Source organism: Parashewanella tropica (assembly GCF_004358445.1).
GTDB lineage: Bacteria > Pseudomonadota > Gammaproteobacteria > Enterobacterales > Shewanellaceae > Parashewanella > Parashewanella tropica.
Genome location: NZ_CP037951.1, coordinates 3,203,929 through 3,230,000, shown reverse-complemented (window position 1 = coordinate 3,230,000; position 26,072 = coordinate 3,203,929). Strand labels below are relative to the sequence as shown.

General features: G+C 41.0%; 29 protein-coding genes, 1 tRNA gene and 2 rRNA genes (1 of these 32 running past the window's edge). 16 read left to right on the top strand and 16 right to left on the bottom strand.

Annotation, left to right across the window (positions count from 1 at the left end; all coding sequences use genetic code 11):
* Positions 1-1,032: ribosomal RNA gene (locus E2H97_RS14320) — 23S ribosomal RNA — on the top strand (it extends 1,860 nt beyond the left edge of the window).
* Between the two features lie 260 nt (positions 1,033-1,292).
* Positions 1,293-1,408, top strand: a 5S ribosomal RNA gene (rrf, locus tag E2H97_RS14315).
* Positions 1,409-1,622: 214 nt separating this feature from the next.
* Here rrf and E2H97_RS14310 read toward each other — a convergent pair.
* Together E2H97_RS14310 and E2H97_RS14305 are read right to left on the bottom strand one after the other, a co-directional pair.
* Positions 1,623-2,033 carry a hypothetical protein gene (locus E2H97_RS14310; RefSeq protein ID WP_133407762.1) on the bottom strand — a complete coding sequence of 137 codons (411 nt, stop codon included), beginning with the start codon at positions 2,031-2,033 and terminating at the stop codon, positions 1,623-1,625.
* Positions 2,034-2,111: 78 nt separating this feature from the next.
* Positions 2,112-2,534, bottom strand: coding sequence for a hypothetical protein (locus E2H97_RS14305; RefSeq protein ID WP_133407761.1), 423 nt, complete (start codon positions 2,532-2,534; stop codon positions 2,112-2,114).
* Positions 2,535-2,758: 224 nt separating this feature from the next.
* Between E2H97_RS14305 and E2H97_RS14300 the strand changes: the two genes are divergently transcribed.
* The 4 genes from E2H97_RS14300 to lipA all read left to right on the top strand — a co-directional run bounded on the left by E2H97_RS14300 (position 2,759) and on the right by lipA (position 5,699).
* Entirely contained in the window at positions 2,759-3,658 is a 900-nt protein-coding gene (locus E2H97_RS14300; RefSeq protein WP_133407760.1) for a proline iminopeptidase-family hydrolase, read from the top strand.
* 138 nt (positions 3,659-3,796) lie between these two features.
* Positions 3,797-4,063, top strand: coding sequence for a DUF493 family protein YbeD (gene ybeD / locus E2H97_RS14295; RefSeq protein ID WP_133407759.1), 267 nt, complete (start codon positions 3,797-3,799; stop codon positions 4,061-4,063).
* An 18-nt stretch (positions 4,064-4,081) separates the two neighbouring features.
* On the top strand, positions 4,082-4,741 hold the full coding sequence (gene lipB / locus E2H97_RS14290) for a lipoyl(octanoyl) transferase LipB (RefSeq protein ID WP_133407758.1): 660 nt from the start codon (positions 4,082-4,084) through the stop codon (positions 4,739-4,741).
* Positions 4,734-5,699, top strand: coding sequence for a lipoyl synthase (lipA, locus tag E2H97_RS14285; protein ID WP_133407757.1), 966 nt, complete (start codon positions 4,734-4,736; stop codon positions 5,697-5,699). The genes lipB and lipA overlap by 8 nt, the downstream gene beginning before the upstream one ends.
* Before the next feature lie 58 nt (positions 5,700-5,757).
* On the opposite strand, the gene rimI is transcribed toward lipA, so the two are convergent.
* Complete coding sequence (rimI, locus tag E2H97_RS14280; protein ID WP_133407756.1) at positions 5,758-6,204, bottom strand: ribosomal protein S18-alanine N-acetyltransferase; 447 nt, start codon at positions 6,202-6,204, stop codon at positions 5,758-5,760.
* A 1-nt stretch (position 6,205) separates the two neighbouring features.
* A complete protein-coding gene (locus E2H97_RS14275) occupies positions 6,206-6,562 on the bottom strand; it encodes a DNA polymerase III subunit psi (protein ID WP_133407755.1) in 357 nt (118 codons plus the stop codon).
* A gap of 85 nt (positions 6,563-6,647) precedes the next feature.
* Between E2H97_RS14275 and E2H97_RS14270 the strand changes: the two genes are divergently transcribed.
* Entirely contained in the window at positions 6,648-7,673 is a 1,026-nt protein-coding gene (locus E2H97_RS14270; protein WP_133407754.1) for a DUF2804 domain-containing protein, read from the top strand.
* A 50-nt stretch (positions 7,674-7,723) separates the two neighbouring features.
* Here the strand turns inward: E2H97_RS14270 and E2H97_RS14265 are convergent, their stop codons facing one another.
* Complete coding sequence (locus E2H97_RS14265; RefSeq protein ID WP_133407753.1) at positions 7,724-8,542, bottom strand: hypothetical protein; 819 nt, start codon at positions 8,540-8,542, stop codon at positions 7,724-7,726.
* Positions 8,543-8,663: 121 nt separating this feature from the next.
* Positions 8,664-9,560: a LysR family transcriptional regulator gene (locus E2H97_RS14260; protein WP_133407752.1), complete on the bottom strand. Its 897-nt coding sequence runs from the start codon at positions 9,558-9,560 to the stop codon at positions 8,664-8,666.
* A gap of 121 nt (positions 9,561-9,681) precedes the next feature.
* On the opposite strand from E2H97_RS14260, the gene E2H97_RS14255 reads away from it, so the two are divergent.
* Positions 9,682-10,233 (top strand): NADPH-dependent FMN reductase, encoded by a 552-nt coding sequence (locus E2H97_RS14255; protein ID WP_133408658.1) that lies wholly within the window; start codon positions 9,682-9,684, stop codon positions 10,231-10,233.
* 41 nt (positions 10,234-10,274) lie between these two features.
* On the opposite strand, the gene E2H97_RS14250 is transcribed toward E2H97_RS14255, so the two are convergent.
* On the bottom strand, positions 10,275-10,790 hold the full coding sequence (locus tag E2H97_RS14250) for a hypothetical protein (RefSeq protein ID WP_133407751.1): 516 nt from the start codon (positions 10,788-10,790) through the stop codon (positions 10,275-10,277).
* 75 nt (positions 10,791-10,865) lie between these two features.
* The gene (locus E2H97_RS14245) at positions 10,866-12,005 is read right to left on the bottom strand and encodes a methyltransferase (RefSeq protein WP_133407750.1); all 1,140 of its coding nucleotides are present in this window, start codon (positions 12,003-12,005) and stop codon (positions 10,866-10,868) included.
* Positions 12,006-12,259: 254 nt separating this feature from the next.
* Between E2H97_RS14245 and E2H97_RS14240 the strand changes: the two genes are divergently transcribed.
* From E2H97_RS14240 to E2H97_RS14225, 4 genes are all read left to right on the top strand, one after another.
* Positions 12,260-12,853, top strand: coding sequence for an alpha-ketoglutarate-dependent dioxygenase AlkB family protein (locus E2H97_RS14240; RefSeq protein WP_246029007.1), 594 nt, complete (start codon positions 12,260-12,262; stop codon positions 12,851-12,853).
* Between the two features lie 341 nt (positions 12,854-13,194).
* Positions 13,195-13,701, top strand: a complete 507-nt coding sequence (locus tag E2H97_RS14235; protein WP_133407748.1) for an ACT domain-containing protein — start codon at positions 13,195-13,197, stop codon at positions 13,699-13,701.
* A gap of 40 nt (positions 13,702-13,741) precedes the next feature.
* Complete coding sequence (locus E2H97_RS14230) at positions 13,742-14,074, top strand: BolA family protein (protein ID WP_246029006.1); 333 nt, start codon at positions 13,742-13,744, stop codon at positions 14,072-14,074.
* A gap of 25 nt (positions 14,075-14,099) precedes the next feature.
* On the top strand, positions 14,100-14,369 hold the full coding sequence (locus E2H97_RS14225; protein WP_133407746.1) for a DUF1289 domain-containing protein: 270 nt from the start codon (positions 14,100-14,102) through the stop codon (positions 14,367-14,369).
* A gap of 47 nt (positions 14,370-14,416) precedes the next feature.
* Here the strand turns inward: E2H97_RS14225 and E2H97_RS14220 are convergent, their stop codons facing one another.
* Positions 14,417-14,947, bottom strand: a complete 531-nt coding sequence (locus tag E2H97_RS14220; protein ID WP_133407745.1) for a hypothetical protein — start codon at positions 14,945-14,947, stop codon at positions 14,417-14,419.
* Between the two features lie 256 nt (positions 14,948-15,203).
* Here E2H97_RS14220 and E2H97_RS14215 point away from each other — a divergent pair, with 256 nt between their 5' ends.
* The 3 genes from E2H97_RS14215 (at position 15,204) to E2H97_RS14205 (ending at position 17,173) form a co-directional block, all read left to right on the top strand.
* Positions 15,204-16,379 (top strand): acyl-CoA dehydrogenase, encoded by a 1,176-nt coding sequence (locus E2H97_RS14215; RefSeq protein ID WP_133407744.1) that lies wholly within the window; start codon positions 15,204-15,206, stop codon positions 16,377-16,379.
* An 81-nt stretch (positions 16,380-16,460) separates the two neighbouring features.
* A complete protein-coding gene (locus E2H97_RS14210; RefSeq protein ID WP_133407743.1) occupies positions 16,461-16,832 on the top strand; it encodes a hypothetical protein in 372 nt (123 codons plus the stop codon).
* Positions 16,833-16,906: 74 nt separating this feature from the next.
* Positions 16,907-17,173 (top strand): hypothetical protein, encoded by a 267-nt coding sequence (locus tag E2H97_RS14205; protein ID WP_246029005.1) that lies wholly within the window; start codon positions 16,907-16,909, stop codon positions 17,171-17,173.
* Positions 17,174-17,253: 80 nt separating this feature from the next.
* Here the strand turns inward: E2H97_RS14205 and E2H97_RS14200 are convergent.
* The 6 genes from E2H97_RS14200 to rpsU all read right to left on the bottom strand — a co-directional run bounded on the left by E2H97_RS14200 (position 17,254) and on the right by rpsU (position 22,928).
* Positions 17,254-17,330: transfer RNA gene (locus tag E2H97_RS14200), tRNA-Ile, on the bottom strand.
* 131 nt (positions 17,331-17,461) lie between these two features.
* Positions 17,462-18,343: an AraC family transcriptional regulator gene (locus E2H97_RS14195; RefSeq protein ID WP_133407742.1), complete on the bottom strand. Its 882-nt coding sequence runs from the start codon at positions 18,341-18,343 to the stop codon at positions 17,462-17,464.
* Positions 18,344-18,462: 119 nt separating this feature from the next.
* Complete coding sequence (gene rpoD / locus E2H97_RS14190) at positions 18,463-20,286, bottom strand: RNA polymerase sigma factor RpoD (protein WP_133407741.1); 1,824 nt, start codon at positions 20,284-20,286, stop codon at positions 18,463-18,465.
* Between the two features lie 129 nt (positions 20,287-20,415).
* Entirely contained in the window at positions 20,416-22,149 is a 1,734-nt protein-coding gene (gene dnaG, locus E2H97_RS14185; protein WP_133407740.1) for a DNA primase, read from the bottom strand.
* A 113-nt stretch (positions 22,150-22,262) separates the two neighbouring features.
* Entirely contained in the window at positions 22,263-22,706 is a 444-nt protein-coding gene (locus E2H97_RS14180) for a GatB/YqeY domain-containing protein (protein WP_133407739.1), read from the bottom strand.
* 6 nt (positions 22,707-22,712) lie between these two features.
* Positions 22,713-22,928: a 30S ribosomal protein S21 gene (rpsU, locus tag E2H97_RS14175; RefSeq protein WP_011758943.1), complete on the bottom strand. Its 216-nt coding sequence runs from the start codon at positions 22,926-22,928 to the stop codon at positions 22,713-22,715.
* A gap of 240 nt (positions 22,929-23,168) precedes the next feature.
* Between rpsU and tsaD the strand changes: the two genes are divergently transcribed.
* Positions 23,169-24,182: a tRNA (adenosine(37)-N6)-threonylcarbamoyltransferase complex transferase subunit TsaD gene (gene tsaD, locus E2H97_RS14170; protein ID WP_133407738.1), complete on the top strand. Its 1,014-nt coding sequence runs from the start codon at positions 23,169-23,171 to the stop codon at positions 24,180-24,182.
* A 100-nt stretch (positions 24,183-24,282) separates the two neighbouring features.
* Here tsaD and E2H97_RS14165 read toward each other — a convergent pair whose 3' ends face one another.
* On the bottom strand, positions 24,283-25,962 hold the full coding sequence (locus tag E2H97_RS14165; RefSeq protein ID WP_133407737.1) for an ankyrin repeat domain-containing protein: 1,680 nt from the start codon (positions 25,960-25,962) through the stop codon (positions 24,283-24,285).
* Positions 25,963-26,072: the final 110 nt, after the last annotated feature.

Genomic DNA, 26,072 nt, shown 5'->3' with positions numbered 1-26,072 from the left:
TCGAAGCTCATGATCGAAGCCCCGGTAAACGGCGGCCGTAACTATAACGGTCCTAAGGTAGCGAAATTCCTTGTCGGGTAAGTTCCGACCTGCACGAATGGCGTAATGATGGCCACGCTGTCTCCAGCCGAGACTCAGTGAAGTTGAAATTGCGGTGAAGATGCCGTATACCCGCGGCTAGACGGAAAGACCCCGTGAACCTTTACTATAGCTTGGCACTGAACATTGACCCTACATGTGTAGGATAGGTGGGAGGCTTTGAAGTGTTGTCGCCAGATAGCATGGAGCCATCCTTGAAATACCACCCTTGTAGTGTTGATGTTCTAACTCTGGCCCCTAATCGGGGTTGAGGACAGTGCCTGGTGGGTAGTTTGACTGGGGCGGTCTCCTCCCAAAGAGTAACGGAGGAGCACGAAGGTTAGCTAAACACGGTCGGACATCGTGTGGTTAGTGCAATGGCATAAGCTAGCTTAACTGCGAGACAGACACGTCGAGCAGGTACGAAAGTAGGTCATAGTGATCCGGTGGTTCTGAATGGAAGGGCCATCGCTCAACGGATAAAAGGTACTCCGGGGATAACAGGCTGATACCGCCCAAGAGTTCATATCGACGGCGGTGTTTGGCACCTCGATGTCGGCTCATCACATCCTGGGGCTGAAGTCGGTCCCAAGGGTATGGCTGTTCGCCATTTAAAGTGGTACGCGAGCTGGGTTCAGAACGTCGTGAGACAGTTCGGTCCCTATCTGCCGTGGGCGTTGGATGATTGAAGGGAGCTGCTCCTAGTACGAGAGGACCGGAGTGGACGAACCGCTGGTGTTCGGGTTGTATTGCCAAATGCATTGCCCGGTAGCTACGTTCGGAATCGATAACCGCTGAAAGCATCTAAGCGGGAAGCGAGCCCTGAGATGAGTCATCCCTAGACCTTAGAGGTCTCTAAAGAGCCGTCCGAGACCAGGACGTTGATAGGCAGGGTGTGTAAGCGTTGTGAGGCGTTGAGCTAACCTGTACTAATGACTCGTGAGGCTTAACCATACAACCCTAATGGGTTTTACTGAACTAAAAGTTCAGAGTAATTTGCTAAACCTTAGAAAGAATACAAAGCGCTTAATGAAGCGAGAACATTGAGAAATCACTTTCCAGATTATTAAAAGATTGGTTAAAGACGCAGGAAATTGTTTGGCTGACAAAGCCGTGACGAGCGAAGCGCGGAGTGTACTTAAAGTACATGAGCACTAGAGCGAGGAAACAATACCGTCAGACGGACAATTAACCAGTCCAAAATACAGAATTTGTCTGGTGACAATAGAGCTGTGGCCCCACCTGAATCCATCCCGAACTCAGAAGTGAAACGCAGCCTCGCCGATGGTAGTGTGGGGTTTCCCCATGTGAGAGTAGGTCATTGCCAGACGCCAAATAAGAGAAAGCCCTAGCAGAAATGCTAGGGCTTTTTACTTTGCGGGCAATGACCTACTCTAATACGTGGCCTCTCAGCTTCGCAGCATAGCTGGTCGTGCTTCGACAGTGCTTTCAAAGCACACTGTCTTCGCCCCCATGTGAGCCTATGTCCTCAATAAATACTTCAATGTGATAGTGAAAGTACTAGTTTTTATTTAAAACTGAAATTATTTCCATGGCTTGCAACCAAACTCATTACAGATCAAACCTTCCATGTTGTTAATTGCTCCAGAATAAACAACATCACACTTGCCAGTGCAATTTAATGTGATCTCGGTGTTAAATGAGCTGTCGTTTGTTGTATCAATCGTTGCGGCCATTTCTCCTTGTTGGACTGGCATATAGCTACCGTCGGGTAATTTAAATTTTAAGCCTACATGTTCACTGGTGTTGAATACCGGAAAACAGGTTTTCATGTTCTTATGCGTAACTACAGCGCTTTGACAGAATGATTGTCCATTGGTAAAGGCTGTAAAATTATTTCTCAAAAATCTCTGGGAATGCTCATTTACAGGTTGTGCCTGACAAACAAATGAAATAAATATTGAGGTAATTAAAAGCAGCTTCTTACTTAGCATATTACTCTCCAACTTAGGCTTTATAAAAAATAACAATGTTAAATCGAGAATTAACCTGTCAGTGTATATAGCATTACTTTATTTGGGCCATGGGTGGCACTCGGTGTCATCACAGATTAATCCTTCCCAACTCTTTATTGGGCCTGTATAGATGACATTAGTCTTTTCTCGGCCGTCGAATAGTGTGATTGTGGTGTCAAAGGAATTATTGTCTGTTATGTTGAAGGCGGCGTAACTAGAATCCGATTGGACGATATCATCACTACCATTTGGGAAGGTCAATATAAGCGCGTTTTTTTGACTTAAGTTTAGAATTGGGAAGCATGTTTTTACGTTAGGGTGATCCGACGCAACGCTATCGCATACTTGTTGTCCATTACCTAAGGATGCAAAATTATTTTCTTGGAGCTTTGAAGGTAACTCACTGACTTTTAAAGAATGTGCTTGCGCAAAACTTGAAAAAAATATTGCAGTAATCAAAATAAGTTTTTGGTTTGACATTTTATCTCCAGTAGTAACATTTCGTGCAAAAAATATGTTGATTTTGTTGATTATATAGCCCTGTATAAGATGCTTTTAATTAATCATCCTTAATCTGTATCTATGATAATGATTCAAGGTTTACTAGCTTAACCTCACCTGTATCAAACCTCTTTTCACCTATCTAACTTGCTGTTTTGTACTATCTTTGCCGTATCGACTTTTTTGAAATTATTGAGATAGCAATGGCAGAAAAAGCTCACTACATTGATGTTCAAACTTCGAAAGGCACTTTTAAAGTCTGGGTTGAAAAGCACGGCGATAATCCTGATTGCAAAATTTTATTGCTGCATGGTGGTCCAGGGAGTAGTCATGACTATATGAAGTTGTGCGAGCCGTATTTTGATAAAGCTGGATATGAGTTTTACTATTACGATCAACTCGGCTCTCATCGAAGTGACAAACCTAAAGATGATAGTTTGTGGGAGTTACCTCGATTCGTGGATGAGGTTGAGCAAGTTCGTTTGGCGTTAGGTTTGGATAAAACCAATTTCATATTGATGGGACAATCTTGGGGCGGGTTACTTGCAATGGAATACGCCATTCACCACCAAGCTGCTTTGAAAGGCATGATTATCTCCAATATGATGTCGAGTGTTCCTGCTTACGGGGCTTACAGTAAGGTGCTCGCTGAGAGTTCGATGCCTGATGATGTTTATAAAGAAATCATGCAATTAGATGCTGCGGAAGATTACGAAAACCCTCGATTTATGGAACTACTTATTCCTAATTATTACGAAAAGCATGTGATGCGCATCCCTTTTGATTCTTGGCCTGAATGCGTCATGGATGCATTTAATCGAATCAATCATGATATTTACATTCCAATGCAAGGGCCAAGTGAATTTGGTGTTAAAGGAAAGCTTGCTGATTGGGATAGAAGCCAAGATCTCAAAGACATCCAAACTCCAACGTTAGTGATTGGTGGTGAACACGATACCATGGATCCTAAGCATCTTGCTTGGATGGCTGAGCAATTACCTCACGGTGTTCATAAAGAATGTAAAGGTGGTAGTCATATCACAATGGGAGACGCACCTGAAAGTTACTTTAAAGCGATTAATGATTTTCTTTCTCATCTCTGAATTTAAACCAGCTCTGAAGCTGTCTTTATTGACGGCTTTAGTGCTGAGGTTTGTCCAAATACAATAGCCTTTGATGGCTTGTTTTCTGTATAATCACCACCATATCTGAGTAATGTACTATGGTATTGGTTATTTTCTATGTTAAGTACCAAATTTGATGAACTAATGGAGTTTCCTTGCTCCTTTCCTTTTAAAGTTGTTGGTGATGCGTGTGATACGCTAGCCGATCGTGTTGTCGCGGTTGTTCAGAAACATGCACCAGGCGACTACACTCCTACTACTAAAGCCTCCAGTAAGGGCACTTATCACTCCGTGACCATTCGTGTGAAAGTGACAAGCAAAGAACATGTGGAAACGTTATACGTTGAATTGGCTAAAATAGAAGGCGTAAAGCGCGTTCTATAACGTCTAGGAGAGTTCCTCTTGCAAGATGCAAAGCTTCATATTCGATATTTAGGGCAACAAGATTACGAATCTGTATGGCATGCCATGCAAGAGTACACCGATAATCGTGATGCCGATAGCCGTGACGAGTTATGGGTTGTTGAGCACCCTCCAGTATTTACTCAAGGACAGGCGGGTAAAAGTGAACATATTTTGTTTGCTGGTGATATCCCTGTTATTCAAGTGGATAGAGGCGGGCAGGTTACCTATCATGGCCCAGGTCAGTTAGTGGTTTATCCACTACTTGACATCAAACGTCTTAAAATAGGCGTTAGGCAACTTGTTACAACGATAGAACAAAGTATCGTTGATATGCTGAAGGACTTTGATGTTGAAGCTTATCCAAAAGCGGATGCACCGGGAGTATATGTTAACGAAGCGAAAATTGCCTCTCTTGGATTGAGGATCCGTAAAGGGTGTTCTTTTCATGGTTTGGCGCTAAACGTGAATATGGATATGGAGCCTTTCCATCGAATTAATCCATGCGGATATGCAGGGTTACAGATGGTACAATGTCACGAATTAGGTGGACCTGAATCAGTAGAACAGGCCGCGGAGTCATTAATCCCACACTTAGCTGAACTATTAGGTTTTAAGCAGTTGGTTCAACATCAAGGATTAGCAGATTTAAATGAATAGACCAGAAAGACTTCAACCGGGCGTTAAGTTACGTGATGCCGATAAAGTATCGCGTATTCCGGTAAAAATTGTTCCCTCTGAGCGTGAAACCATGTTGCGTAAGCCTGACTGGTTGAGAGTTAAGTTGCCTTCATCAAACCAACGCATTACTGAAATTAAAAATGCACTGAGAAGTAACGGTTTGCATTCTGTATGTGAAGAAGCTTCGTGTCCAAACCTGTCTGAGTGTTTTAACCACGGTACGGCAACCTTTATGATCTTAGGTGCGATATGTACTCGTCGTTGTCCTTTCTGCGATGTTGCTCACGGTCGTCCTCTTAAGCCAGATCCTGAAGAGCCAAAGAAACTGGCGAAAACCATTAAGGATATGAAGCTTAAATATGTGGTGATCACCTCAGTTGACCGTGATGACTTACGTGATGGTGGCGCACAACACTTTGCTGATTGTATTCGTGAGATCCGTGTATTAAATCCTGAAATTAAGATTGAAATCTTAGTACCAGACTTCCGCGGTCGTACTGAAAAAGCGTTGGATATTATCTCTCAAAATCCGCCTGATGTGTTTAACCACAATTTAGAAACAGCGCCTGCACATTATCGTAAGGCTCGTCCCGGGGCAAACTATCAATGGTCGCTAAACTTGCTTAAGCAGTTTAAAGAGCGTCACCCTGATGTGCCAACTAAGTCTGGTTTGATGATGGGCTTAGGTGAGTCAAACGAAGAAATCATGCAAGTTCTGAGAGATCTTCGTGAGCATAATGTCGAAATGCTAACGTTAGGTCAGTATCTACAGCCTTCGAAATTCCATTTACCTGTGGTTCGTTATGTTCCACCTGCGGAATTTGATGAGCTTAAAGAGTTCGCTGATAGCATTGGCTTTACTCATGCAGCTTGCGGACCTATGGTTCGCTCAAGTTATCATGCTGATTTACAAGCGATGGGGAAAGAGGTTAAGTAACTTCTACCTATTGAGTATTTAAAGGCTGCATTTGCAGCCTTTATTTTGGGTTTTGATGCTAGGTGAGCGTGAGCTCCATCATTATCGCGTCTTCCCTTCCTGACTCTGTTGGATAATATCCTTCACGCCTGTATGTTTCGGTAAACCCAAGCTTCAAATATAAGGCTATGGCAGCTTGGTTGGAAGCTCTTACTTCTAACATCATTATTTTCACGCCCCTGTGTTGAGCTTGTTCTAATACTTGCTTAAGTAACTGTTTACCATAACCTTTACCTTGGCATGCAGGAGAGACACAAATATCCATTAACGTGGCTTCATCAATCACTTGCTGAACAATGGCAAACCCTACTATTTCATTTGCTTCATAAAGCCCAATATTGTGATATAAACCACCAAAACAAGATTGTATCGTTGGTAATGACCAAGGGTGTGAGTGTGCTTGTTGCTCGATAGCATGCAACACTTCGCAGTCTGCGACTTCTAATGGAGAAATGGAGGTAGCCATTTTAAGCCCTTGCATCTAATTGGTTTAAATGCTGGCAAATCTGTTGCCATAACTCACGCTTAGATTGGCTTTGTTGAAGTAGCTGAGCCATAGGTGCTGATTCAATCAATGCGGTATGGGGGCGAGTTTTTCTCTGCCGCATATCCCAAATCACTTGAGCCCCTTTTATTGGTTGTTCAGCAAAAGCAAACTCCACTTCAGATAAATCAAGTAGCCTTAAGATTTGTGCTACAAACTCAACCGTTGGGGGAGTATCATCGTCATCATGCAAAATCAAATACGCTGCTTGAGACTGGGCGTTGGCTGCTGATTGCCATTGCTGAATATTCATGGCATCAAGAAAAGCGGATTTATCCATAATATGCACAGGTTAAGATTGATTTTGCCAGTATATCAAATCAAGCAACACATTGTGATAAAACCGTTTTACGAGGTGGAAACTTATGCCTTGTCGTTTTTCTCAATTAGCCCCTGAACGATTGATCGACATTCACGGTAATCCTACTTACGGTCAATTTGATGGTGGTGTCGACCAAATTAATATTGAAGATTTCTGTTACTTTAATTCAATGGATAACAGAGTAAATCCATTAAAAAAATATCTTCACTTTAAGCAATTCCAATTTGTGTCGATTCTGACTCCTCATTACTTATTAGGTGCAGCCATCGCTGATATTCGTTATTTAGGGTTAGGCTTTGTTTATCTCTATGACATCCATAAAAATACTCTAGTGGAAACCAATTGGTTAAGACCACCACTGTTAGGATATGCGCTTTCTCACTCTCCTAAATATGGTAAGAGTTACATTGGAGGACGTTCTAAAGCAATGTCATTAAGTATCAATGAAGGGCTATGGCAATTAAAGATAGACAGTTCAGCTATTCAAGCTGATCTCATACTCAGCCCACCCAGTTTGAGCTTACCAATCGCACTGTGTACGCCGACGGGATATAACGGTTGGACGTACACTCAAAAGCATAATGGTCTTAAACCATCGGGGCGACTTACGATCAATAATGAGCCTCAACCCTTAAACAAAGCGCTTGCGAGTTATGACTTTATGGCTGGTTTTATGTGCCGACAAGTCAGTTGGCGTTGGGCATCAATTAATTCCTTTTCTGATGATAAAGTCATTGGGTTGAATTTAGCTGCTGGAATTAACGAAACGGGTGCTACTGAGAATGTGTTTTGGATAAATGGTGAAAAGCATTTGTTACCCCCTGTTCATTTTGATTTTGATCGTCATGTTAAAAGGGAGAGTTGGCACCTCTTTTCGCATGATGGTGGAATTAATTTAAGTTTTACTCCGAGAAATCAGCGAATATATAAACACAATTTTGGCTGGCTGCAATCGAATACCAAACAGTTTATCGGTGACTTTAATGGTCAGATTACTGATAGTAAGGGGAGAATTTATCATTTAAACAATGTGCTTGGCATAACAGAAGATCACTGTTCAAAATGGTAGTTAAAAAGCGAATACCACGCTTTTTAAAACTTGCAGATAAGCAATGTTAGTCAATTGGTTTGGTAATAATAAATAGCATCCGATAGTTTGATCACATCATCATATTTGAACCCTAAAGAACTCGTTTTGCCCACCTTAGGTTGATCACGTTTTGCTGTGGCGATTTTGAAGCCCCATTGATTATTACTCAGTCCTCCAAAAATTACATTGATGAGAGAATTATTCTCTTTAACTATTGCGATAATAGAATGCTGTTTCATTAAATTTCTGAGACTTTTCGTTTGTTTAGAGTGACTAAAATAGGGTTGATCTGAAAAATCAGTAATATGTTTTGCTTTAGCAGAAGGGATGAAACCCGCTACGTCAGATGGCGTGAAATCCATAATCATCGTTGGGGTAAAAAATGCGTTATTGACTCGATAAACCGCGTCATCAAGGCGTTGGATGATTTTTATATCTGAATTATTACCGAAGAACCCTTCAATGGCTTGAGTACTGCTGATGGCTTTTTTTATTATCGATAACCTGTGTTCTCTACAGGTAGTTTTATGACAGAGTACGAGCTCTGGTAACTTACTCACCACATTTTCTTCTAGATCCGAAACTATGCTGCCCATCACACCTAAATTGAAATTTGCAAACTGATTTCTATCTTCTAAAGACGAAAATTTAGTTGGATGAATGTCGAGTATCCCATATGGTGAAGAAAGTATGACGAGCTGTTGAAGAGAGCTTTTTTGGGGAAAGATATCATTTATTTTACGCAGAGTTTTTAAATACTCTTCATTGGGTTGTCCTTTCAGATAATCAGGGATCGGGTTTGCAAAGGCTATAAATGGGAGTAGCAAAAAGAGAGGTAGGAATTTCATTATTTTTTCTTTAGATTGATCCGATACTTGGGATTTTTATTGTTGAACTAGGGATATAAAGCAGAGAGTCTCACAGGGTTAATCACTGTGAGAGCTAACGTTGCTGCAATATATATATAATTTACAATCTTTCAACAATAAAATCGATGAATGCTCTGACCTTACTTGATAAGTGCTTTTTACTTGGATACATAAAGTACACATCAATGCTTCTGTCTTCAAAGCCTTCTAGAATGCTGATTAATTTGCCTTGCTCAAGCTGAGTGTCGAGCAAAAAAGATGGCATTCTAGCAATGCCTTTCCCTGCGGTGCACATGGCTACTAACATCTCGGAATCGTTACTTTGAAAGCGGACATTAATTGGAATAGTGTTTTCTTTTTCATTGTTGGATTGATAGCCCCATACATTTGGATTTTTGGCATGAGAATAGCCTAGGCAATGGTGTGCCGTGAGATCTTCAGGTTTTGTCGGTGTGCCAAATCGGGTTAAGTACTCTGGTGAAGCTAAGGTTAGGGCTTTAAATGAAAGCAATTTGCGGCAGATAAAGCTTGAATCATCAATATCCCTGGTGGCGCGCATGACGAGATCAAACCCTTCGGTGATGATATCAACACGTCGATTTGATAACTCCATTTCTAATTTGACCTTAGGGTACTGTTCTAAAAACTCATCAATGATTTTTTGCATTTTTGAGGATTGAAAATCGGCCATACAGCTGACTCTTAACAGCCCTGAGGGCTCATGTTGTAAGCCTTGGAGTTGTTCTTGAACGTTAAGCGTATCTTGAATGAGTTGTAGACTGTGTTGATGAAATTGCTCACCTTCCGGCGTTAAACTCAGTTTGCGGGTTGTTCGATTAAGTAAGCGTACACCAAGTCGAGATTCTAATTTATTTACCTCTTTACTTATATGTGAAGGTGAGTGTCCAGTGACTTCAGCGGCTTTGGTAAAGCTATTAGATTGAATCACTTGATTGAAAATCAGTATGCCATCCAATAATTGAGGTTGATATTTCATTGGTGTCGCTCTGCTTATTTCAACTCATATGGAAATAGTATTTCAATTTTATAGATATTAAAACTTTAATGTAAACAAACTAAGCTGTAGTTGTCTTAAATTACACAGAGTGAAAATGAACATGAGAGTACTCGTATTTGCGGCAACCAATCACAGTCAATCAATCAACAAACAGCTCGCTATGTATGTGGCTCAGCGAGTTAAAGGGGCTTCGAGCCATAATGTAAACATTGAAGTACTAGATCTTAATGATTACGAAATGCCTATTTATAGCCAAGATAGAGAAGAAGTTTCAGGTATACCACAACTTGCTTATGACTTTAGATCTAAAATCGCTGAAGCTGATGCCATCATTATCGGTTTTGCCGAACATAACGGCACGTATTCGGTGGCGTATAAGAATGTGTTTGACTGGACGTCAAGAATAGATCGTTCTGTATATCAAAGTAAGCCTGCGTTGTTACTCGCGACTTCTCCAGGTCCTGGTGGCGCCAATAATGTCCTTACACAAGCTGTGACTTCGGCACCTTATTTTGATATGAAAGTCATCGCTCAGTTTTCTCTTCCTAGTTATTTCGATAATTTTCAAGGTGCGGAAGAGGTAATTAAGGATGCAGAGCTTGAGCAACAATTACTAACTGCTGTTGATGCACTGAATAGCGAATTGAAATGAGGAGCGCTAAGCTGAACAACTTAAAAGTTGCCATTCAAGTTTTATTTTTTATAGGAAGTATTGAATTTCAATTCGCTACGGACTTGTAAAGAGGTTAAATCAAGAGCTCCTGAACCATAATTTGCATCTTGAACAAACGGGTTGGAACTCAGACTTAACAAGTCTGAGTCTTGCTGAACAGGCTCTCGTTCATTGTTAATAGGAGTGAACCCAATAGTCATAAATGGTTGTAATTGAGATTGCAAAGGTTTAGGGGTTACTTCATAACTTGCAATTTTAGATTGTAACTCCTGTATGGCGGCTTTAGGAAGTTTGCTATTAGGCTGTGGGGTAAAACCTTGGTGATGCAAGCCTTCATCATCTTTTAGAATGATATACTGGAGGAGTTCATAGTTATTTTTTACTTTTACTTTAAAACAAATTTCGTTCCTACCTTCTGTAAGCTGAGAAAGGCGGTCTTTAATTTTTTGACTGCTACCCGTCAATTGGATTAAATCATCAACAGAGTTATAAAACCCATTAAATGCGGTGTCGGTAGAAGATATTGGTTTAGCCATAATGAATATTCGATAACCTAAGATATTGTTTAGGTTATCAAAGTATCTAAAGTGACATGATTAATTGTTATTCATTTATGCGTCTTTAACCGATTGTAAAACCACAAATTTACCGTTAGAGCCTACAGTCTTACAGTTTCCAAATAAGCGCTTAAGTTTAATGTGATATCCCAAATGACGATTACCAACCACATGTAAAACACCACCTTGGACTAATTTACGTTTAGCATCTAAAAACATTTGCCATGCAATATGATCGGTAATGGCTTCACCTTGATGAAAAGGGGGATTACAAATGACTAAATCAGGTTTAACTTCTGAATCCAAATTTGTTAAGCAGTCATCCCAGTGAAAGTGACCCTTTGCTAAGTCAAAGCCATTGAGTTGCCAGTTGTTTTGTGCTGAAGCAACTGCCATTTCAGAATCATCCACAAAATGAATGTTTGCATTAGGGAATATTTGCGCTGCTCTTAGCCCCAAAACACCATTACCACAGCCAAGGTCGACAATATTGCTAAAGTCGCCTTTTGGGAAAAATTGTAATAATGCTCTTGCACCAATATCCAATTTATTCGCTGCAAATACATTGCTGAAGTTATTGAGTTGGAGTTGATATTCAGGGATCTCCCAATGTGTGTTGTTGGGGGCATTTCTCTTTGTACCGTCAGTCACACAAGTGATCACTCGGCATTTTTTCCAAGCCAAACTTGCACTTGCCTCACCAAGTTGTTGCTTAATAAGCTCGATCACCGATTTATTGATATTCTTAGCTTTAGCGGCAATCAGTACTTTCGTTTCTTGTTTTAGCACCTGCGACAATCGACTTAGCTGGTGGGCGAAGTAATTCAGGTTTTTAGGGAGCTTCATTAATACCAAGTCGATATTTTCTGGCAAATCTTCACGACTGTTTAGCCATTCAATGTTGTCTTGAACAAGCTGGTTAGCTTCGAGGTTCGCGATGGTGCCTAATTGACTGGTTTTGTTATCTGTTTCAACAAATAATGAGGTTTGAGGAAATTGCTGAGTCAATGCGCACGTAAGTGCACCGAAACTGTCATTAATAATAGCGACCTTGCTAAATGCGAGTTCTGATTCTAACAACTGCTTAAGCAAATATTCATCGGCAGCATCCCACGCTTGTAAATTGGCATTGGCAAACTGAGGGTAGCGATTTAGAGACAGAGATAATGTGCGATCCGATAAAGCGAGGTGCATAACATACTTCTTTTAAATGAACAGAAAAGTATTATCTCAAAGAATGTGGCTGAAATTAAATAAGTTTCTGAACCGCTAACTATACTTAAAGTAAATTTAGATAGTAGGTGTATGATTTTTATGAAAAACAAAAAGTCTCAAGGGTTGGCGCTTTTATTTATCGCTTCATTAGTTATGGTCAGTTGGTATGTATTTGGGGTTCTTATGATGGATTTGGTATGATCCGCCTAACACATATTTAATATTTGGATTTTGTGCAACAATCTCTAGCGCTTGAAGGCTCTGAGCTTCCAGTCAAAATTGTTCGACGTTACCTTACAAATAAACAGCGGCAATTATTGTTAGCTGAAGCTGAACGCTATCCTTTTTCTTCCCCGCAAATTGAAGTTTTTGGAAAGGTGCATACCATTCCACGCAGCCAAGTATGGCTTGCTGATGACGGTTGTGATTACTTGTACTCAAAGAAGTTAATAACCGCACAACCTTGGTTTCATTACGTTGCTCGATTGAAAGAGCAACTCAACACTCAGTTTTCTCAAAACTTTAATGGAGTATTAATCAATCATTATGCTAACGGACATGAGCATATGGGGTGGCATAGTGATGATGAGCCAGAAATTGTAGTTGGCAGTGACATCGCTTCAGTAAGTATTGGGGCAAGTCGTGATTTTGTGTTAAAACATAAAACGACTCATCAAAAATACACCATTTCCCTTGAATGTGGTGATTTACTGATCATGCCAGCAAGTACTCAGTCAGACTGGCTGCATGCATTACCGAAACGGTTAAAAGTGACTGAGCCAAGAATTAACTTTACTTTTAGACAAATCATTTCTGACTACCATTAGAGGGCGCTCTCAATTAAAGATTTTTGATTTGTTACTGCCTAAAATTTGCAAAATCAAGGCACGAAGATTGAAGTTTAGTGAACTAAACGAAAACTGAAGTAACACAGAGTTTACAAATTTTAGGCGTAACCCAGAGGGCTGCGTTCCTTTTTTGTTTAAACTTCGTTGTCAAATGTTTATGTAGATTAACTACACCTCACACTTTCCGCCTTGTTTAACCTAAAAAATAACAGCAGCAAATCAAAAATCTAATTGGGATCGCCCTCTAAAAATTTGTGCTTTATCACATCGTTTCTGTTTGCTTTATGAGATAAAGAAAGCAAGCAAAAGGAGAATATACGATGAAAGTCAGTGTGATAAGTACGGTAAGCGGTCTTGGCGGCAGTAATGTTGTAACTGAACTTGCACAAGAAACACGAGAGTTGGGCGGACATTGGCAAACCAGTAAAGTGATAACACTTGCCGATCACTTCACCGCGTTATTTTTAATCGTGATTGAGGAAACTCAACTAGCCGAGTTTAAACAAGCCATGTCACGACGCTTTTCGGAACTGCGCTTTGAATACTCAGCCCCTAAAATAGAAGCCACCATTTTTAGTGATCCCATTTCAGTAACCGTGCACTGTGTCGACAGGGCGGGATTAACAAAAGATATCCATGAATTGATGCAAGGGCTGGATTTGGATGTTGAGCAATTTAGCTTTTTTAGAGCCCCCGTTGCTCTGGTCGGAGACTCAGTATATCAAGCCAATATTCAGATGCGATTGCCTTCAGATCTCAGTATCGAAAAGCTCACTGAGAAATTTGAAGAACTCGATCCTGCTCTAAGGTTATCTACCCTAGGTTGATCTTTGTCATATCAAGCTTTAATCTGCTTGCATATTGTTTATGCGAGTAGAAACTATGCCCCAGAAACCGATAGGGCCTGTAGCAGCAAAAATTACCGAAAAATTAACACAGGCCTTTACTCCTCATTACATCGATGTGTTGAATGAAAGCAACCGTCACAATGTGCCTCCTGGCTCAGAAAGCCACTTTAAAGTTGTTGTAGTTAGTGATGAATTTGATGGCAAGAGATTGATCGGTCGACACCGCCTAGTTAACCAAGTGTTAGCAGAAGAGCTCGAATCAGAAATTCACGCATTATCCATTCACACTTATACTCAACAAGAGTGGCAAGAAAGTGATGATGTACCTCGTACACCAAACTGCAGAGGCTAAGCATCTTTGATAAGGGAGGGGACAGATGGAACAGTTAGAGTTTTTTGATGTCCCCAGCCCATGTATTAATGTTTGCCAGTCAGATAATCGCGGCTATTGTAAAGGCTGTTTTAGAAGCCGAGATGAACGCTTTCACTGGCAGCAGTTCGACGATGCCAAAAAAATCGACATCATTCGCCTATGTAAACAACGCAAACGACGTTACCGTTACGCTCAATATCAAGCCTATAAAGCTCAACTACGCCAAGAAAAGCAGCAAGCCGATACTAATCAGAGTTTTGATTTTGGTGAGTAACCTAAAACTTACTATCTCTATTGACCTCGAGCTGAGGTAGAAACTGATTATACGCTTGTTAGATCTAAAACCTTGCTTTTGCCTTTTTCTTTATACTGTTTGAAGAATTCATCCGTCGTTTTTTGTTGTTCCTCTGATTGATATGGTGCTGTAGGTATAGGAATAGCCAAAGAATCCAAATCACCTGTTAATCTTGCAATTTTAGCTTGAGTCACTACTAATACATTATATTGCTGCTCAATTGCTTTAGCTGCCGCTTTCCATTTTCTAGATAACATATCCCCTGATTCAACTTTTACGTTTATTGGATTGTGAAAATGGGTGATTGGTTTTAAATCCCCAACACCGTCTGCGGGTAACACTTTTACTAAAAAACTCTTTTCCTGAGAGAAACCCTCACCAGTGCACTTTAATTTCAGCTTGATTGTTTGCCAATCAGAATATTTCAAGTTTAATTGTGCTTTTATAGCAGGAAGGGCTGTTTCACTGAAATCCTCCAAAGAACCATTGCTTGGATTAAAGTTGCACACACGATCAATTATATTTACTTTGGATATCGGCTTTACGTCAGTGGCCATAATACTAACTTTGGTTTTGAAGTGTTGTATTTATGTAATCAAAATTAGTGATTTTCTGCCAGTTAATGTTTCTTCATTAATCTTTCATTGATTGGTGAAGTTTAAATTGACAAATTGCCTTTTGAAAAAAATACAATTTGGAAACGATTAAGTACAAGCTACATAGATTGATCAAAGCCTGAGCATTCCCAAATTTGTTTAACTTTCGTATGCTTGAAACCGCGAAAGTGATAACAACGAATAGAAGGACACACCAATGAGCCGCCCTCATTTTAACTGGCAAGATCCATTGAATCTTAATAGCTTACTCACTGATGAAGAACGAATGATCCGAGATATGGTTCATGAATACGCTCAAGATAAGTTAATGAGTCGTGTATTAACCGCAAACCGTGAAGAGCGTTTTGATCGTGAAATCATGAACGAGCTAGGAGAGCTGGGCTTGTTGGGGGTGACTCTACCTGAGCAATATGGCTGTGCTAATGCTAACTATGTAAGCTATGGCTTGATTGCCAGAGAAGTTGAGCGTGTAGATAGTGGTTATCGCAGTGCCATGAGTGTTCAGTCTTCATTAGTCATGCATCCTATTCATGCATACGGAACCGAAGCACAAAAGCAAAAATATTTACCCAAGTTGGCTACTGGTGAGTGGGTGGGCTGCTTTGGTTTAACTGAACCTGATGCGGGTTCGGATCCTGCGGGGATGAAGACCAGAGCCGAGAAAATTGAGGGGGGTTATCGCTTAACAGGTAGCAAAATGTGGATTACCAACTCGCCTATAGCAGACGTATTTGTTGTTTGGGCAAAGCTTAATGGCGATATTCGAGGCTTTGTTCTCGAAAGGGGCATGAAAGGGTTATCAACGCCAACGATTGAAGGAAAGTTCTCACTAAGAGCTTCCATTACGGGAGAAATCGTAATGGATAACGTTGAAGTGGGGGAGGATGCTATTTTCCCTGAAATCTCGGGATTAAAAGGTCCATTTGGTTGTTTAAACAAAGCGCGTTATGGCATTGCATGGGGCGCGCTTGGCGCGGCTGAATTCTGTTGGCACGCCGCAAGACAATATGGTTTAGATAGAACTCAATTTGATAAACCTATTGCCGCAACACAATTATTCCAAAAGAAGCTGGCTGATATGCAAACGGAAATCACCACAGGCTTATTCTCTTGCTTACAAGCAGGGCGATTGATGGACCAAGGCTCACTTCCCGTTGAAGCCATATCGCTCATTAAACGAAACTCTTGCGGAAAAGCGTTAGATATTGCTCGCATTGCTCGTGATATGCATGGTGGTAATGGTATTGCCGATGAATTTCATGTGATACGCCACGTCATGAATTTGGAGTCGGTGAATACCTATGAAGGCACCCATGACATTCACGCTCTAATATTGGGAAGAGGACAAACGGGTTTACAAGCTTTTATGTAGATTAAATTGCCTTAATCTTGCGAGATTGAGGCTCAGTTTGCGTTAAGGTCATAGCCAAGTTTGTTATTAGGTAAACTGGCTATGAAACTCTCGTCTACACTCTTTGTCATATTGCTTTCTAGCTACTCTGGCTTTGCATTTTGCAAAGCCTCTTGCGCTACTAAAAAAGACCAAATCATTGACCAACCCGATGTGAAAGTATGGAAAACTCGCCTTTGTCGCCGAGGAGTGATTGATTACCATACTCACAAGAATGCTCGAGTTATTATCTCGTCTGAAAATGCCATTCTCAAAATTCTGTACAGAGACGGAAGCTATGAGTTAATTAAGCTTCAAAAAGGCATGCCAAAGTATTTAACAAAGCAAGAAGGCCAAAAGCCTCATGAAGATATCAATGTGAGTGGTCATAATCTTGATTTAACAGTAATTGACCTTGAGCCACACACAGTCTGAGTTTGTTAAATTAAAGTTGAATTAGCATAAATTATCCCCACCTATATTTTTATAATGGAATTATAGGTGCGGATATGGATGAATTGATTTCAAGGTTTACAGAGCTAACGGCCTTTCACTTGTTTGCTGTAGTGTTACTTTGCAGCATTGGCCTTTGGGGATTATTCAAAATTGTAAAATGGGCGAAAGGTATGCCGAAAGCCGCTTTTTTAGTTCTTGCTATTTTTCCTTTAATTTCAATCTTCCCAATACCACCCCCAGCGTTTAAAAATGTTGAGAAAGCCAAAATAGAGCAACGAAAAAATAAACAAAATAATGGTGATTCAGGGGATGAAAACTAACTTATAAGTGGAACAGCGGTGGAACAGAAACGGAATGATTTTAAGTTTTTTGTTATTTTTCAGCTGCTTAGGTTGAGAAATGGTGGCCCCTCACAGACTTGAACTGTGGACCTATCGATTATGAGTCGAGTGCTCTAACCAGCTGAGCTAAGGGGCCATTTTTAAGTGGTAATGAATACTACCAAAGCGAAAAGAAGTATACGAACTTTGTACGCGCTTGTCATCTATGAACTGATGAGAAATTCAGCAAACAGAATCAACTGGTTAGCCTTTATTCAGAAAAGTGGTTTATGCCATCTTCTTAATTGGAAGCATTAGAGTGAGATTTGAATGTAAGGATAGAGTTGCTCTGGGATTATGGATAAACTCCACGGCTTCAGCATCTTCATCAATTTCGTAACTTTTGTCGAAAGCTTCTTTATAGAGTGCTTCCCAGCACGCAATATAAGTCGATGTATCTTTAACTTTTACATGGCAAGTTAGGTATTGTTGATGAGGAATACAGTGATTAGCTTCAGTTTCTGTGGTTTCATAGCCTAATTTATAAATAAATTCGAAGTTATCATTGTTAATTGGGGTGACGGTAACAGCAATTTCTGAGTCCTTTGGTGCGAAGTTGTCCCAACTCGCGATTATGCTCTGAAATCGATAATCACTAGAGTTTTTTAGTTTATAGAATTGTTTATCGATCACGGATATTGAAAAATCTATCGTTTGGCTAAGTGCTTGTTCAGAAGAGGTGTCATCGACTACGTGCTCTACTTTTTTCCTCAAAATTTCGTAATTTTCAGTAATGTCTTCTTGGCGGATCTCTTTTGCTGTTTTTCCAAAGTGCTTTTTTAAGATTTTTGCTAAGGATTGAACGGTTGAGAAACCTGCATCTAATGCGATGTTAGTAATCGTTTTTTCTTTGGCAAAGTAGAGTTCAAGTAGAACTTGTTTTAGACGTAAGCGCCTGTGATATGAGGCTGGTGGCTCTCCCATTACGGCTTTGAATATTGAATGGAAATGGGTAGGAGAAGAGGCACACTGCTTAGCGATATCTGGCCAATAAAGAGGCTTAGATAAATCTTGATGCATTAATTGAATTGCTTTTTCGAAACGAGCTTTCCATGTTTCTGAAAGTGAAGCAATGAGAAGTTCTTCATGAACTAAGTTATTAAATTGCATATTCGAGTCACTAAAGTGGAAGTAGCAGTATATTAAACGGCATTTTTTATAAACACCAATGAAAAAGCCCTGATTGGATCAGGGCTTTTAGAGAGTTACTTCATAAGTAAGATTATTGATTATTCATCTAAGAATGATTTCAAAATCTCTGAACGAGAAGGATGGCGTAGCTTACGCAGTGCTTTGGCTTCAATCTGACGAATACGCTCACGGGTAACGTCAAACTGTTTGCCCACTTCTTCTAGTGTATGGTCGGTGTTCATGTCGATACCAAAACGCATACGCAGTACTTTAGCTTCTCTTGCTGTTAAGCCTGCAAGTACTTCGTGAGTGGCATTTTTCAAGCTCTCGCCTGTTGCGCTGTCCAGTGGTAGCTCGAGGGTGGTGTCCTCGATGAAATCACCTAAGTGCGAATCTTCATCATCACCGATTGGGGTTTCCATGGAGATTGGCTCTTTAGCAATTTTTAGTACCTTACGGATCTTATCTTCAGGCATCTGCATGCGTTCAGCGAGTTCTTCCGGCGATGGTTCACGACCCATTTCTTGAAGCATTTGACGCGAAATACGGTTCAGCTTGTTAATGGTTTCGATCATGTGTACCGGAATACGAATGGTACGTGCCTGATCTGCAATCGAGCGAGTGATAGCCTGACGGATCCACCATGTAGCGTAAGTCGAGAACTTATAACCACGGCGGTATTCAAACTTATCTACCGCTTTCATCAGACCGATGTTACCTTCTTGAATAAGATCCAAGAATTGTAGACCACGGTTGGTGTACTTTTTCGCAATCGAAATTACAAGACGCAGGTTAGCTTCAACCATTTCTTTTTTCGCACGGCGAGCTTTCGCTTCACCGATAGACATGCGACGGTTGATGTCTTTTATTGCCGAGATGGCGAGACCTGTTTCTTCTTCAACGGCAACCAATTTACTGATGCAGCGAAGTACGTCTTCTTCAACTTTTTTAAGACCTTCTGAATAGGTTTTTCCTGAATTTAACTCAGTCAAAAACCATTCTGTTGATGCTTCGTTACCACCAAATACTTTGATAAAGTTTTTCTTTGGCAGTTTAGCTTGTTCGATACATAGCTTCATGATCAGACGTTCTTGAACACGAACTCTGTCCATCATGCTGCGCATGCTTTTTACTAGTGCATCGAACTGCTTAGGAACAAGACGGAACTCTTTGAACAGTTCACCTAGTTCAAATAAGCATTTTACAGACAAGTGATGATCACGGCCTTTTTCGGCAATAGTCGCTTGACCAATATCAAACAGTTTTCTCAGTTCCGTGAAGCGCTCTTTGGCCTCTTCAGGATCTGGACCTTTGTTTGCATCATCTTCTTCGTCTTCATCGTCGTCCTCATCGTCCAGTTGTTCGTCAGTCAATTCTGAACCAACGTGAGTAGCGGTTGGAGCGACGTCATCTTCGTCAGGGTTTACAAATCCAGAGATTATGTCTGATAGGCGAATTTCTTCGGCTTCGTATTTATCGAACTGCTCAAGGATCATGGCGATCGCTTGTGGGTATTCGGCTACCGAACCTTGAACGGTATTGATCCCTTCTTCAATTCGCTTGGCGATGACAATTTCGCCTTCACGGGTCAATAGTTCAACTGTACCCATTTCACGCATATACATACGAACTGGGTCAGTAGTACGGCCAATTTCACTTTCAACAGTCGCTAGAGCTGCAGCGGCTTCTTCTGCTGCATCTTCATCGGTACTGTCTTCAGACATCATTATTTCATCGGCATCCGGTGCTTCTTCAAACACGCGAATACCCATGTCATTGATCATCTGGATAATATCTTCAATTTGATCAGAATCGACCATATCTGCAGGTAAGTGGTCGTTCACTTCTGCATAAGTCAGGTAACCTTGTTCTTTACCTTTTGCAAGTAACAATTTGAGTTGCGACTGTGGAGTATGATCCATAGATATCATCCAAGTTTGAGTAAACAGTTTACGAGGCGAAGCGTTGAATTGTTCAGCGATGCTGTATTCAACGCAAAGCGTCAATTATAACCTTACGCACTACCTTGTGCTAGAGGTATGAACAAGAATTTACTTGTTTATCCCCTTCATTATGGAGATCAGCTTTTGAAGCTGTATCCTTTCTTCCTTGGTGTGGCTTTGTTTCAAGCTGAGTTCTTGATATCGCTGTTCGAGATATTGGTTACTTAACCAGACAAGCGATTTTTTAAATTCATGCTTGAGTTTGTCAGTAGCGACTTGATGTTCCCAGGTAGACAACTTTTTGACCGTCTCGAATTGAGGTTGCTGACGAAAATGCTCAAGCAGTTGGGCAGATGTCATCTGAGTATTACGAGTCAGATCCAATAATTGGATCAATAAATCCAGTCCGGGCATCGAAAGATGTTGTAAGGCTGGTTGTGCTGGTAAATTATTACCAACATCTGGGTGTTGTATGATCAGGCTTATGGCGAGTCTTAATGGTGTTCCTCTGCCTTTTAAACCTTTAGCACCCAATGGATTGGCTTTCGCAGCTTGCGAATTAAAGCCAAATTTCTTTTTAAGCTCATCGCTGCTATTAAGCCCAAGTTTATGGGCTAAATTTTCCAGCAATAAGTTTTGTAAAATTTCATCTTTAACTTTTTCTATAAGAGCAATGGCTTGCTTTACAAGCGTGCTTTTATCACCATCTGCTTCTTCAGTTAATTTTTCAAATAAAAAAGTTTCGAGTGGTTTGGCTTGGTCTATGTGTTGTTCGAAGGCTTCTTTACCGATGTTTCTTACGGTTGAGTCTGGGTCTTCACCTTGTTCTAAAAACATGAACTTAAGCTTGTCACCCGGCTTAAGTAGTGGCAAAGCCGTTTCTAGGGCTCGCCAAGCGGCTTCTTTTCCTGCTCTATCGCCATCGTAGCAGCATACCACTTCTCGGGCGCTTCTTTGTAATAACTGTAATTGCTCTGCTGTGGTTGACGTTCCTAAAGAAGCGACAGCGTAATCGACCCCATATTGTGCAAGGGCAACTACGTCCATATAACCTTCGACAATTAAGGCTCTATGTGGGTTCCGGTGTTTTAATTTTAATTCATAAAGACCATATAACTCATTGCCTTTATGGAAAATTGGGGTTTCCGGTGAGTTTAAGTATTTTGGTGTACCTTCACCAAAAACTCGACCGCCAAAGCCGATGACTCGTCCGCGACGATCGCGGATAGGAAACATGAGTCTGTCTCGAAAACGGTCATAACGTTTACCGTTATCGTTGGCGATTAACATTCCTGCGGTAAGCAGTTTTTCTTGTAATCCTTGGTTGTCTCGGTAACGACTGAGCAAATTATCCCAACCGTCTGGCGCAAAGCCAATATTAAACCGTTCTACAACGTCAGAAGATAGACCTCGATATTCAAGATAATTTTGTGCTTTTTCTTTATCTGAATGTTGGCGAAGCTGTGCCTGATAAAAGTTACAGGCTTCTTCCATTAATTGGTAGAGATCTTTACTCAGAGCATGGTCAACCTTTGGTCCTCGACCTTGCTCTTTTGGTATTTCAAGCCCAAGCTGTCCGGCTAAATCTTCTATGGCATCGACAAACTCTAAGCGGTCGTATTCCATGACAAAGTCAATGGCATTGCCGTGAGCGCCGCAACCAAAACAATGATAAAATTGTTTGTCTTGACTGACGGTGAAAGAAGGTGTTTTTTCGCTATGGAAAGGGCAGCAGGCCGAGTAATTCTTACCCGCTTTTTTAAGTGGTACTTTACTGTTGACCAGTTCGACGATATCAGTTCGAGCAACTAACTCATTGATGAAATCGCGTGGTATTGGCATAGTCTCACTCTTTGCTGGTTTTGCCTCTGGTCGAGGCTTAAACAAACAAGCCGCGCAGGTGCACGGCTTGTCGTAACGTTATTTAGAAGCCACCAAAAGAAGGCTTCTGCGGTTTACTTCAATTGGGCTCTAACTTGAGCACCAGCAGCACTCATATCAGCGCGACCTTGAAGTTTACCTTTTAACGCTCCCATTACTTTGCCCATGTCCGCCATGGATGAAGCGCCAACTGCTTGAATGGTTTCAGCAATAATTGCGTCAACTTCTTCAGTAGTTAATGGAGTTGGTAAGAAGGTTTCTAATACAGAAATTTCTGCCAGTTCCACTTCGGCCAGTTCGCTACGTCCAGCTTGCTCGTATTGAGTGACTGAATCGCGACGTTGCTTCACCATTTTGGTTAGCACAGCTATTACCTGATCATCAGTCAAGCTTTCGCGGGTATCCACTTCAACTTGTTTGATGGCGGCTAATGCCATACGAATCGTACCAAGTCTTGCCTTTTCTTTGGCAATCATGGCTTGCTTCATATGGTCTTTAAGCTGATCTACTAGGCTCATAACGGATTAGTATAAACGTACGCGACGAGCGTTTTCGCGAGAAAGCTTCTTAGCAAGACGCTTTACAGCAGCAGCTTTTGCACGCTTACGTGCAGTAGTTGGCTTCTCGTAGAATTCACGAGCACGAACGTCAGCTAGAATACCAGCTTTTTCACAAGAGCGCTTAAAACGACGAAGAGCTACGTCGAATGGTTCATTTTCACGTACTTTAACGATTGGCATACGCCATCACCCCTTAGGTGTAAGTTGTATTGAAAGAAAACAGCTAAAAGCCGTAATCAATCAAGGTTGATTAAAAAATGGTTCGGAATTCTACACCCAGAATGTCGACTTTGTAAACCCCAAAACCTTAACGATCGCGAGATCTTTTTTCGATCGTGACATTGATGTTTCGATTTACTGGAGCAAATCAGTATCTAAAGGTAGAATTGTTCGCCTTTGTAGTCATTAAGTGTAGATGAAATGCGAGTTTTAGGTATTGAGACGTCCTGTGATGAGACAGGCATTGCTGTTTATGATTCAAATGCTGGGTTGTTATCTCATACATTATATAGCCAAGTAAAACTGCATGCTGATTATGGTGGTGTGGTACCTGAATTAGCATCGCGTGATCATGTCCGAAAGATCATTCCTCTTATTCGTAAAGCACTTGCTGATGCTGATTTAGCCATGAGCGACCTCGATGGTATTGCTTATACCAAAGGCCCAGGCTTGATTGGTGCGGTATTAGTGGGCGCTTGTGTTGGACGATCGCTTGCGTTTTCGTTAGGTATTCCTGCCATTGGTGTGCATCATATGGAAGGACACTTACTGGCACCTATGCTTGAAGAAACGCCACCTGAGTTTCCGTTTGTTGCATTGTTGGTTTCTGGCGGTCATACCATGCTAGTGGATGTAAAAGGTATTGGTGAGTACGAAGTGCTGGGTGAGTCGATTGATGATGCAGCAGGTGAAGCGTTTGATAAAACCGCTAAGTTAATGGGGCTGGATTATCCCGGCGGTCCTCGCTTAGCCAAACTTGCTGCTAGTGGTGAACCTGCTAAATATAAATTCCCGCGCCCTATGACCGATCGCCCAGGGTTAGATTTCAGTTTTTCTGGTCTTAAAACCTTTGCCGCGAATACTATTTCAGCAGAGCCTGACGATGAACAAACTCGCGCCAATATTGCTAGAGCGTTCGAAGAAGCGGTGGTTGATACGCTAATGATCAAATGTAAACGAGCGCTTAAACAAACAGGTCGTAAACGCTTGGTGATTGCGGGTGGTGTGAGTGCAAATACAAGATTACGCGAAGGGCTTACCGAATTAATGACAAGCTTAAACGGTGAGGTGTCTTATCCTCGCTCTGAGTTTTGTACTGACAACGGTGCAATGATTGCTTATGCGGGCACGCAGCGTTTAGTGGCAGGACAAACTGAAGGGCTAGAAGTCAAAGGTCAGCCACGTTGGCCGTTGGATACATTAGAAAAATTATAAAGCCTCATTTTATCTCAAGGCATTATAAACGAATGTATTTTATAGAGTGGGAAACGCTTACTTGAGCAAAAGCCAAAAGCGAATCCCATCATCTGTGGTTTCACTCTACAGGGTTATATTGTTTTAGCTGTTCTAGTATTTCAGAATGCAGCTCTCCTGCTTGTAATCTTTGGGCTAAGTTATCGGAAGAAAGGTGAGGTTCAAGTTTTTTAAGAAATTCGGAGAACTGTTTTTCCTGCTCCTCTTGGGGGACATCTTGGCTTTTTTGTGCCCAAAGCTTGAGTAGTGACATGGCTGCGTCAAATTCACTTTCATCAATAGCCAATGTAAACAGTAACTTCAAGTCGTCCTTGTTAATATTAACTGTTTTATTTCCTAATACTTCATCCAGAATCCGTCTTTTTTCATCGCAGTCATTTTTTATTAATTGCTTAAGTAAAGTCATTAGCCAGAGTGTATAAGCCGCTGGCTCCATACTCTTTTGGGTTTCTTCAATGAGAAACTCTATTTTCTGCTCATCTTGGGGGATATCTTGGTTCTTTTGTGGCCAAAGCTTGAGTAGTAACATGGCTGCGCCAAATTCACTCTCTTCTACAGCCAAAGTAAATAGTAAATTCACGTTGTCCTTTCCAATATTAACCGCTTCATTGCCTAATACAGCGCCAAGCATCCTTATCTTTTCATCACAGTCACTTTTTATTAATTGCTTAAGTGAAGTCATTAGCCAGAGTGTATAAGCCGCTGGCTCCATACTCTTTTGGGCTTCTTCAATGAGAAAGTCTAGGTAATCAGTGCTTTTTTGGACAAGAGCATACCCCAGCAAGGTACTATCACTTTCATCTTCAAGTTTTAAATCATAATGGTTAGTGCTTATAATTATTTTCCCTATGTTCGTTCTTTGATTTAAAACGGATAAGTGAAAAGGAGTGTAGCCGGATGCATTTTTAGCTTTAAGCAAGCTAGATTCAGAGCCAGCTTTTTGGGCATCTTGGAGTAAGAGTACAAATACTCTTTCTCTGCCATGAATAACGGCTTCATGAAGCAGTGTGTTTCCCGAAGCGTTCACAGCATCAATTTGTACACCAGTTTGTTCAGCTTTGTGGAGTAAGAGTTCAAATATAGATTCACTGCCATTGATAGCCGCCTCATGAAGCGGCGTGTTTCCCGCGTCATTGACGGTGTTAATAGGTGAGCCTGACTCAAGTAACTCTTCTACTACGTTTAGTTGATCACAAATCACAGCTATATGTAATGCTGTTTGCCCACGCTTTGATTCGGCTGATGAGAGTTCAGTGCCTTCAGGTAGATGTTCTGTTCCCTGTTGTTTTGTGTCTAACGCTTTTATTTCAGATAGAGGGTGAGTGCTTGTAACACAAAGATTAAAACCTAACCCTAACAGCCTTCTAGTTTCAGTGGTATCTCCTTTTGTAGCAGCAAGAAACAAATTTATGTCATAGCGACCATTAAGAATGTGCAAAACAGTATATGCCATACAATCATGTGGAGTTTGGTCAGGTGATGCTGATTGACCTTGATGGAACTCTAGCCATTGCTTACTTGTTGCACACCAATGAAAAGAGAAAGTCCATGATTTTCCATCTGAACAGTTAACCGTTGCGGAATGTGGACAATCTTTTAGTTGCCCTATTTGAGTAAATTGTTCAGTTAGATATCGGTCATTGTCGACTGGGTTTTGTAAAACAACAACTGAGCCATAATCGACTGCTTGCAATGTCCATTGCTTAGCTGCTTGGGTACTTTCTGACGCTGTCATAGCCATAATGGAGACTCTAGAAGGACGGAAACACCCGCTTAAACTAACTTGAATGCACTGAATAATGGCTTACAAGGCTGTTTGTTAATGGCTTTGGTTTTGCCCTAATTTATAGC

Coding starts and splice junctions, on each gene's coding strand:
- E2H97_RS14220 (WP_133407745.1), bottom strand. CDS start 14,947: ATGGCCACTGACGTAAAGCCGATATCCAAAGTAAATATAATTGATCGT.
- E2H97_RS14225 (WP_133407746.1), top strand. CDS start 14,100: ATGGAACAGTTAGAGTTTTTTGATGTCCCCAGCCCATGTATTAATGTT.
- E2H97_RS14265 (WP_133407753.1), bottom strand. CDS start 8,542: ATGAAATTCCTACCTCTCTTTTTGCTACTCCCATTTATAGCCTTTGCA.
- tsaD (WP_133407738.1), top strand. CDS start 23,169: ATGCGAGTTTTAGGTATTGAGACGTCCTGTGATGAGACAGGCATTGCT.
- E2H97_RS14230 (WP_246029006.1), top strand. CDS start 13,742: ATGCGAGTAGAAACTATGCCCCAGAAACCGATAGGGCCTGTAGCAGCA.
- E2H97_RS14195 (WP_133407742.1), bottom strand. CDS start 18,343: ATGCAATTTAATAACTTAGTTCATGAAGAACTTCTCATTGCTTCACTT.
- E2H97_RS14245 (WP_133407750.1), bottom strand. CDS start 12,005: ATGCACCTCGCTTTATCGGATCGCACATTATCTCTGTCTCTAAATCGC.
- rpoD (WP_133407741.1), bottom strand. CDS start 20,286: ATGGATCATACTCCACAGTCGCAACTCAAATTGTTACTTGCAAAAGGT.
- E2H97_RS14300 (WP_133407760.1), top strand. CDS start 2,759: ATGGCAGAAAAAGCTCACTACATTGATGTTCAAACTTCGAAAGGCACT.
- E2H97_RS14165 (WP_133407737.1), bottom strand. CDS start 25,962: ATGGCTATGACAGCGTCAGAAAGTACCCAAGCAGCTAAGCAATGGACA.
- E2H97_RS14275 (WP_133407755.1), bottom strand. CDS start 6,562: ATGGATAAATCCGCTTTTCTTGATGCCATGAATATTCAGCAATGGCAA.
- rimI (WP_133407756.1), bottom strand. CDS start 6,204: ATGGCTACCTCCATTTCTCCATTAGAAGTCGCAGACTGCGAAGTGTTG.
- E2H97_RS14260 (WP_133407752.1), bottom strand. CDS start 9,560: ATGAAATATCAACCTCAATTATTGGATGGCATACTGATTTTCAATCAA.
- E2H97_RS14235 (WP_133407748.1), top strand. CDS start 13,195: ATGAAAGTCAGTGTGATAAGTACGGTAAGCGGTCTTGGCGGCAGTAAT.
- rpsU (WP_011758943.1), bottom strand. CDS start 22,928: ATGCCAATCGTTAAAGTACGTGAAAATGAACCATTCGACGTAGCTCTT.
- lipA (WP_133407757.1), top strand. CDS start 4,734: ATGAATAGACCAGAAAGACTTCAACCGGGCGTTAAGTTACGTGATGCC.
- E2H97_RS14215 (WP_133407744.1), top strand. CDS start 15,204: ATGAGCCGCCCTCATTTTAACTGGCAAGATCCATTGAATCTTAATAGC.
- E2H97_RS14250 (WP_133407751.1), bottom strand. CDS start 10,790: ATGGCTAAACCAATATCTTCTACCGACACCGCATTTAATGGGTTTTAT.
- E2H97_RS14270 (WP_133407754.1), top strand. CDS start 6,648: ATGCCTTGTCGTTTTTCTCAATTAGCCCCTGAACGATTGATCGACATT.
- E2H97_RS14205 (WP_246029005.1), top strand. CDS start 16,907: ATGGATGAATTGATTTCAAGGTTTACAGAGCTAACGGCCTTTCACTTG.
- E2H97_RS14305 (WP_133407761.1), bottom strand. CDS start 2,534: ATGTCAAACCAAAAACTTATTTTGATTACTGCAATATTTTTTTCAAGT.
- E2H97_RS14255 (WP_133408658.1), top strand. CDS start 9,682: ATGAGAGTACTCGTATTTGCGGCAACCAATCACAGTCAATCAATCAAC.
- E2H97_RS14210 (WP_133407743.1), top strand. CDS start 16,461: ATGAAACTCTCGTCTACACTCTTTGTCATATTGCTTTCTAGCTACTCT.
- E2H97_RS14310 (WP_133407762.1), bottom strand. CDS start 2,033: ATGCTAAGTAAGAAGCTGCTTTTAATTACCTCAATATTTATTTCATTT.
- ybeD (WP_133407759.1), top strand. CDS start 3,797: ATGTTAAGTACCAAATTTGATGAACTAATGGAGTTTCCTTGCTCCTTT.
- E2H97_RS14180 (WP_133407739.1), bottom strand. CDS start 22,706: ATGAGCCTAGTAGATCAGCTTAAAGACCATATGAAGCAAGCCATGATT.
- dnaG (WP_133407740.1), bottom strand. CDS start 22,149: ATGCCAATACCACGCGATTTCATCAATGAGTTAGTTGCTCGAACTGAT.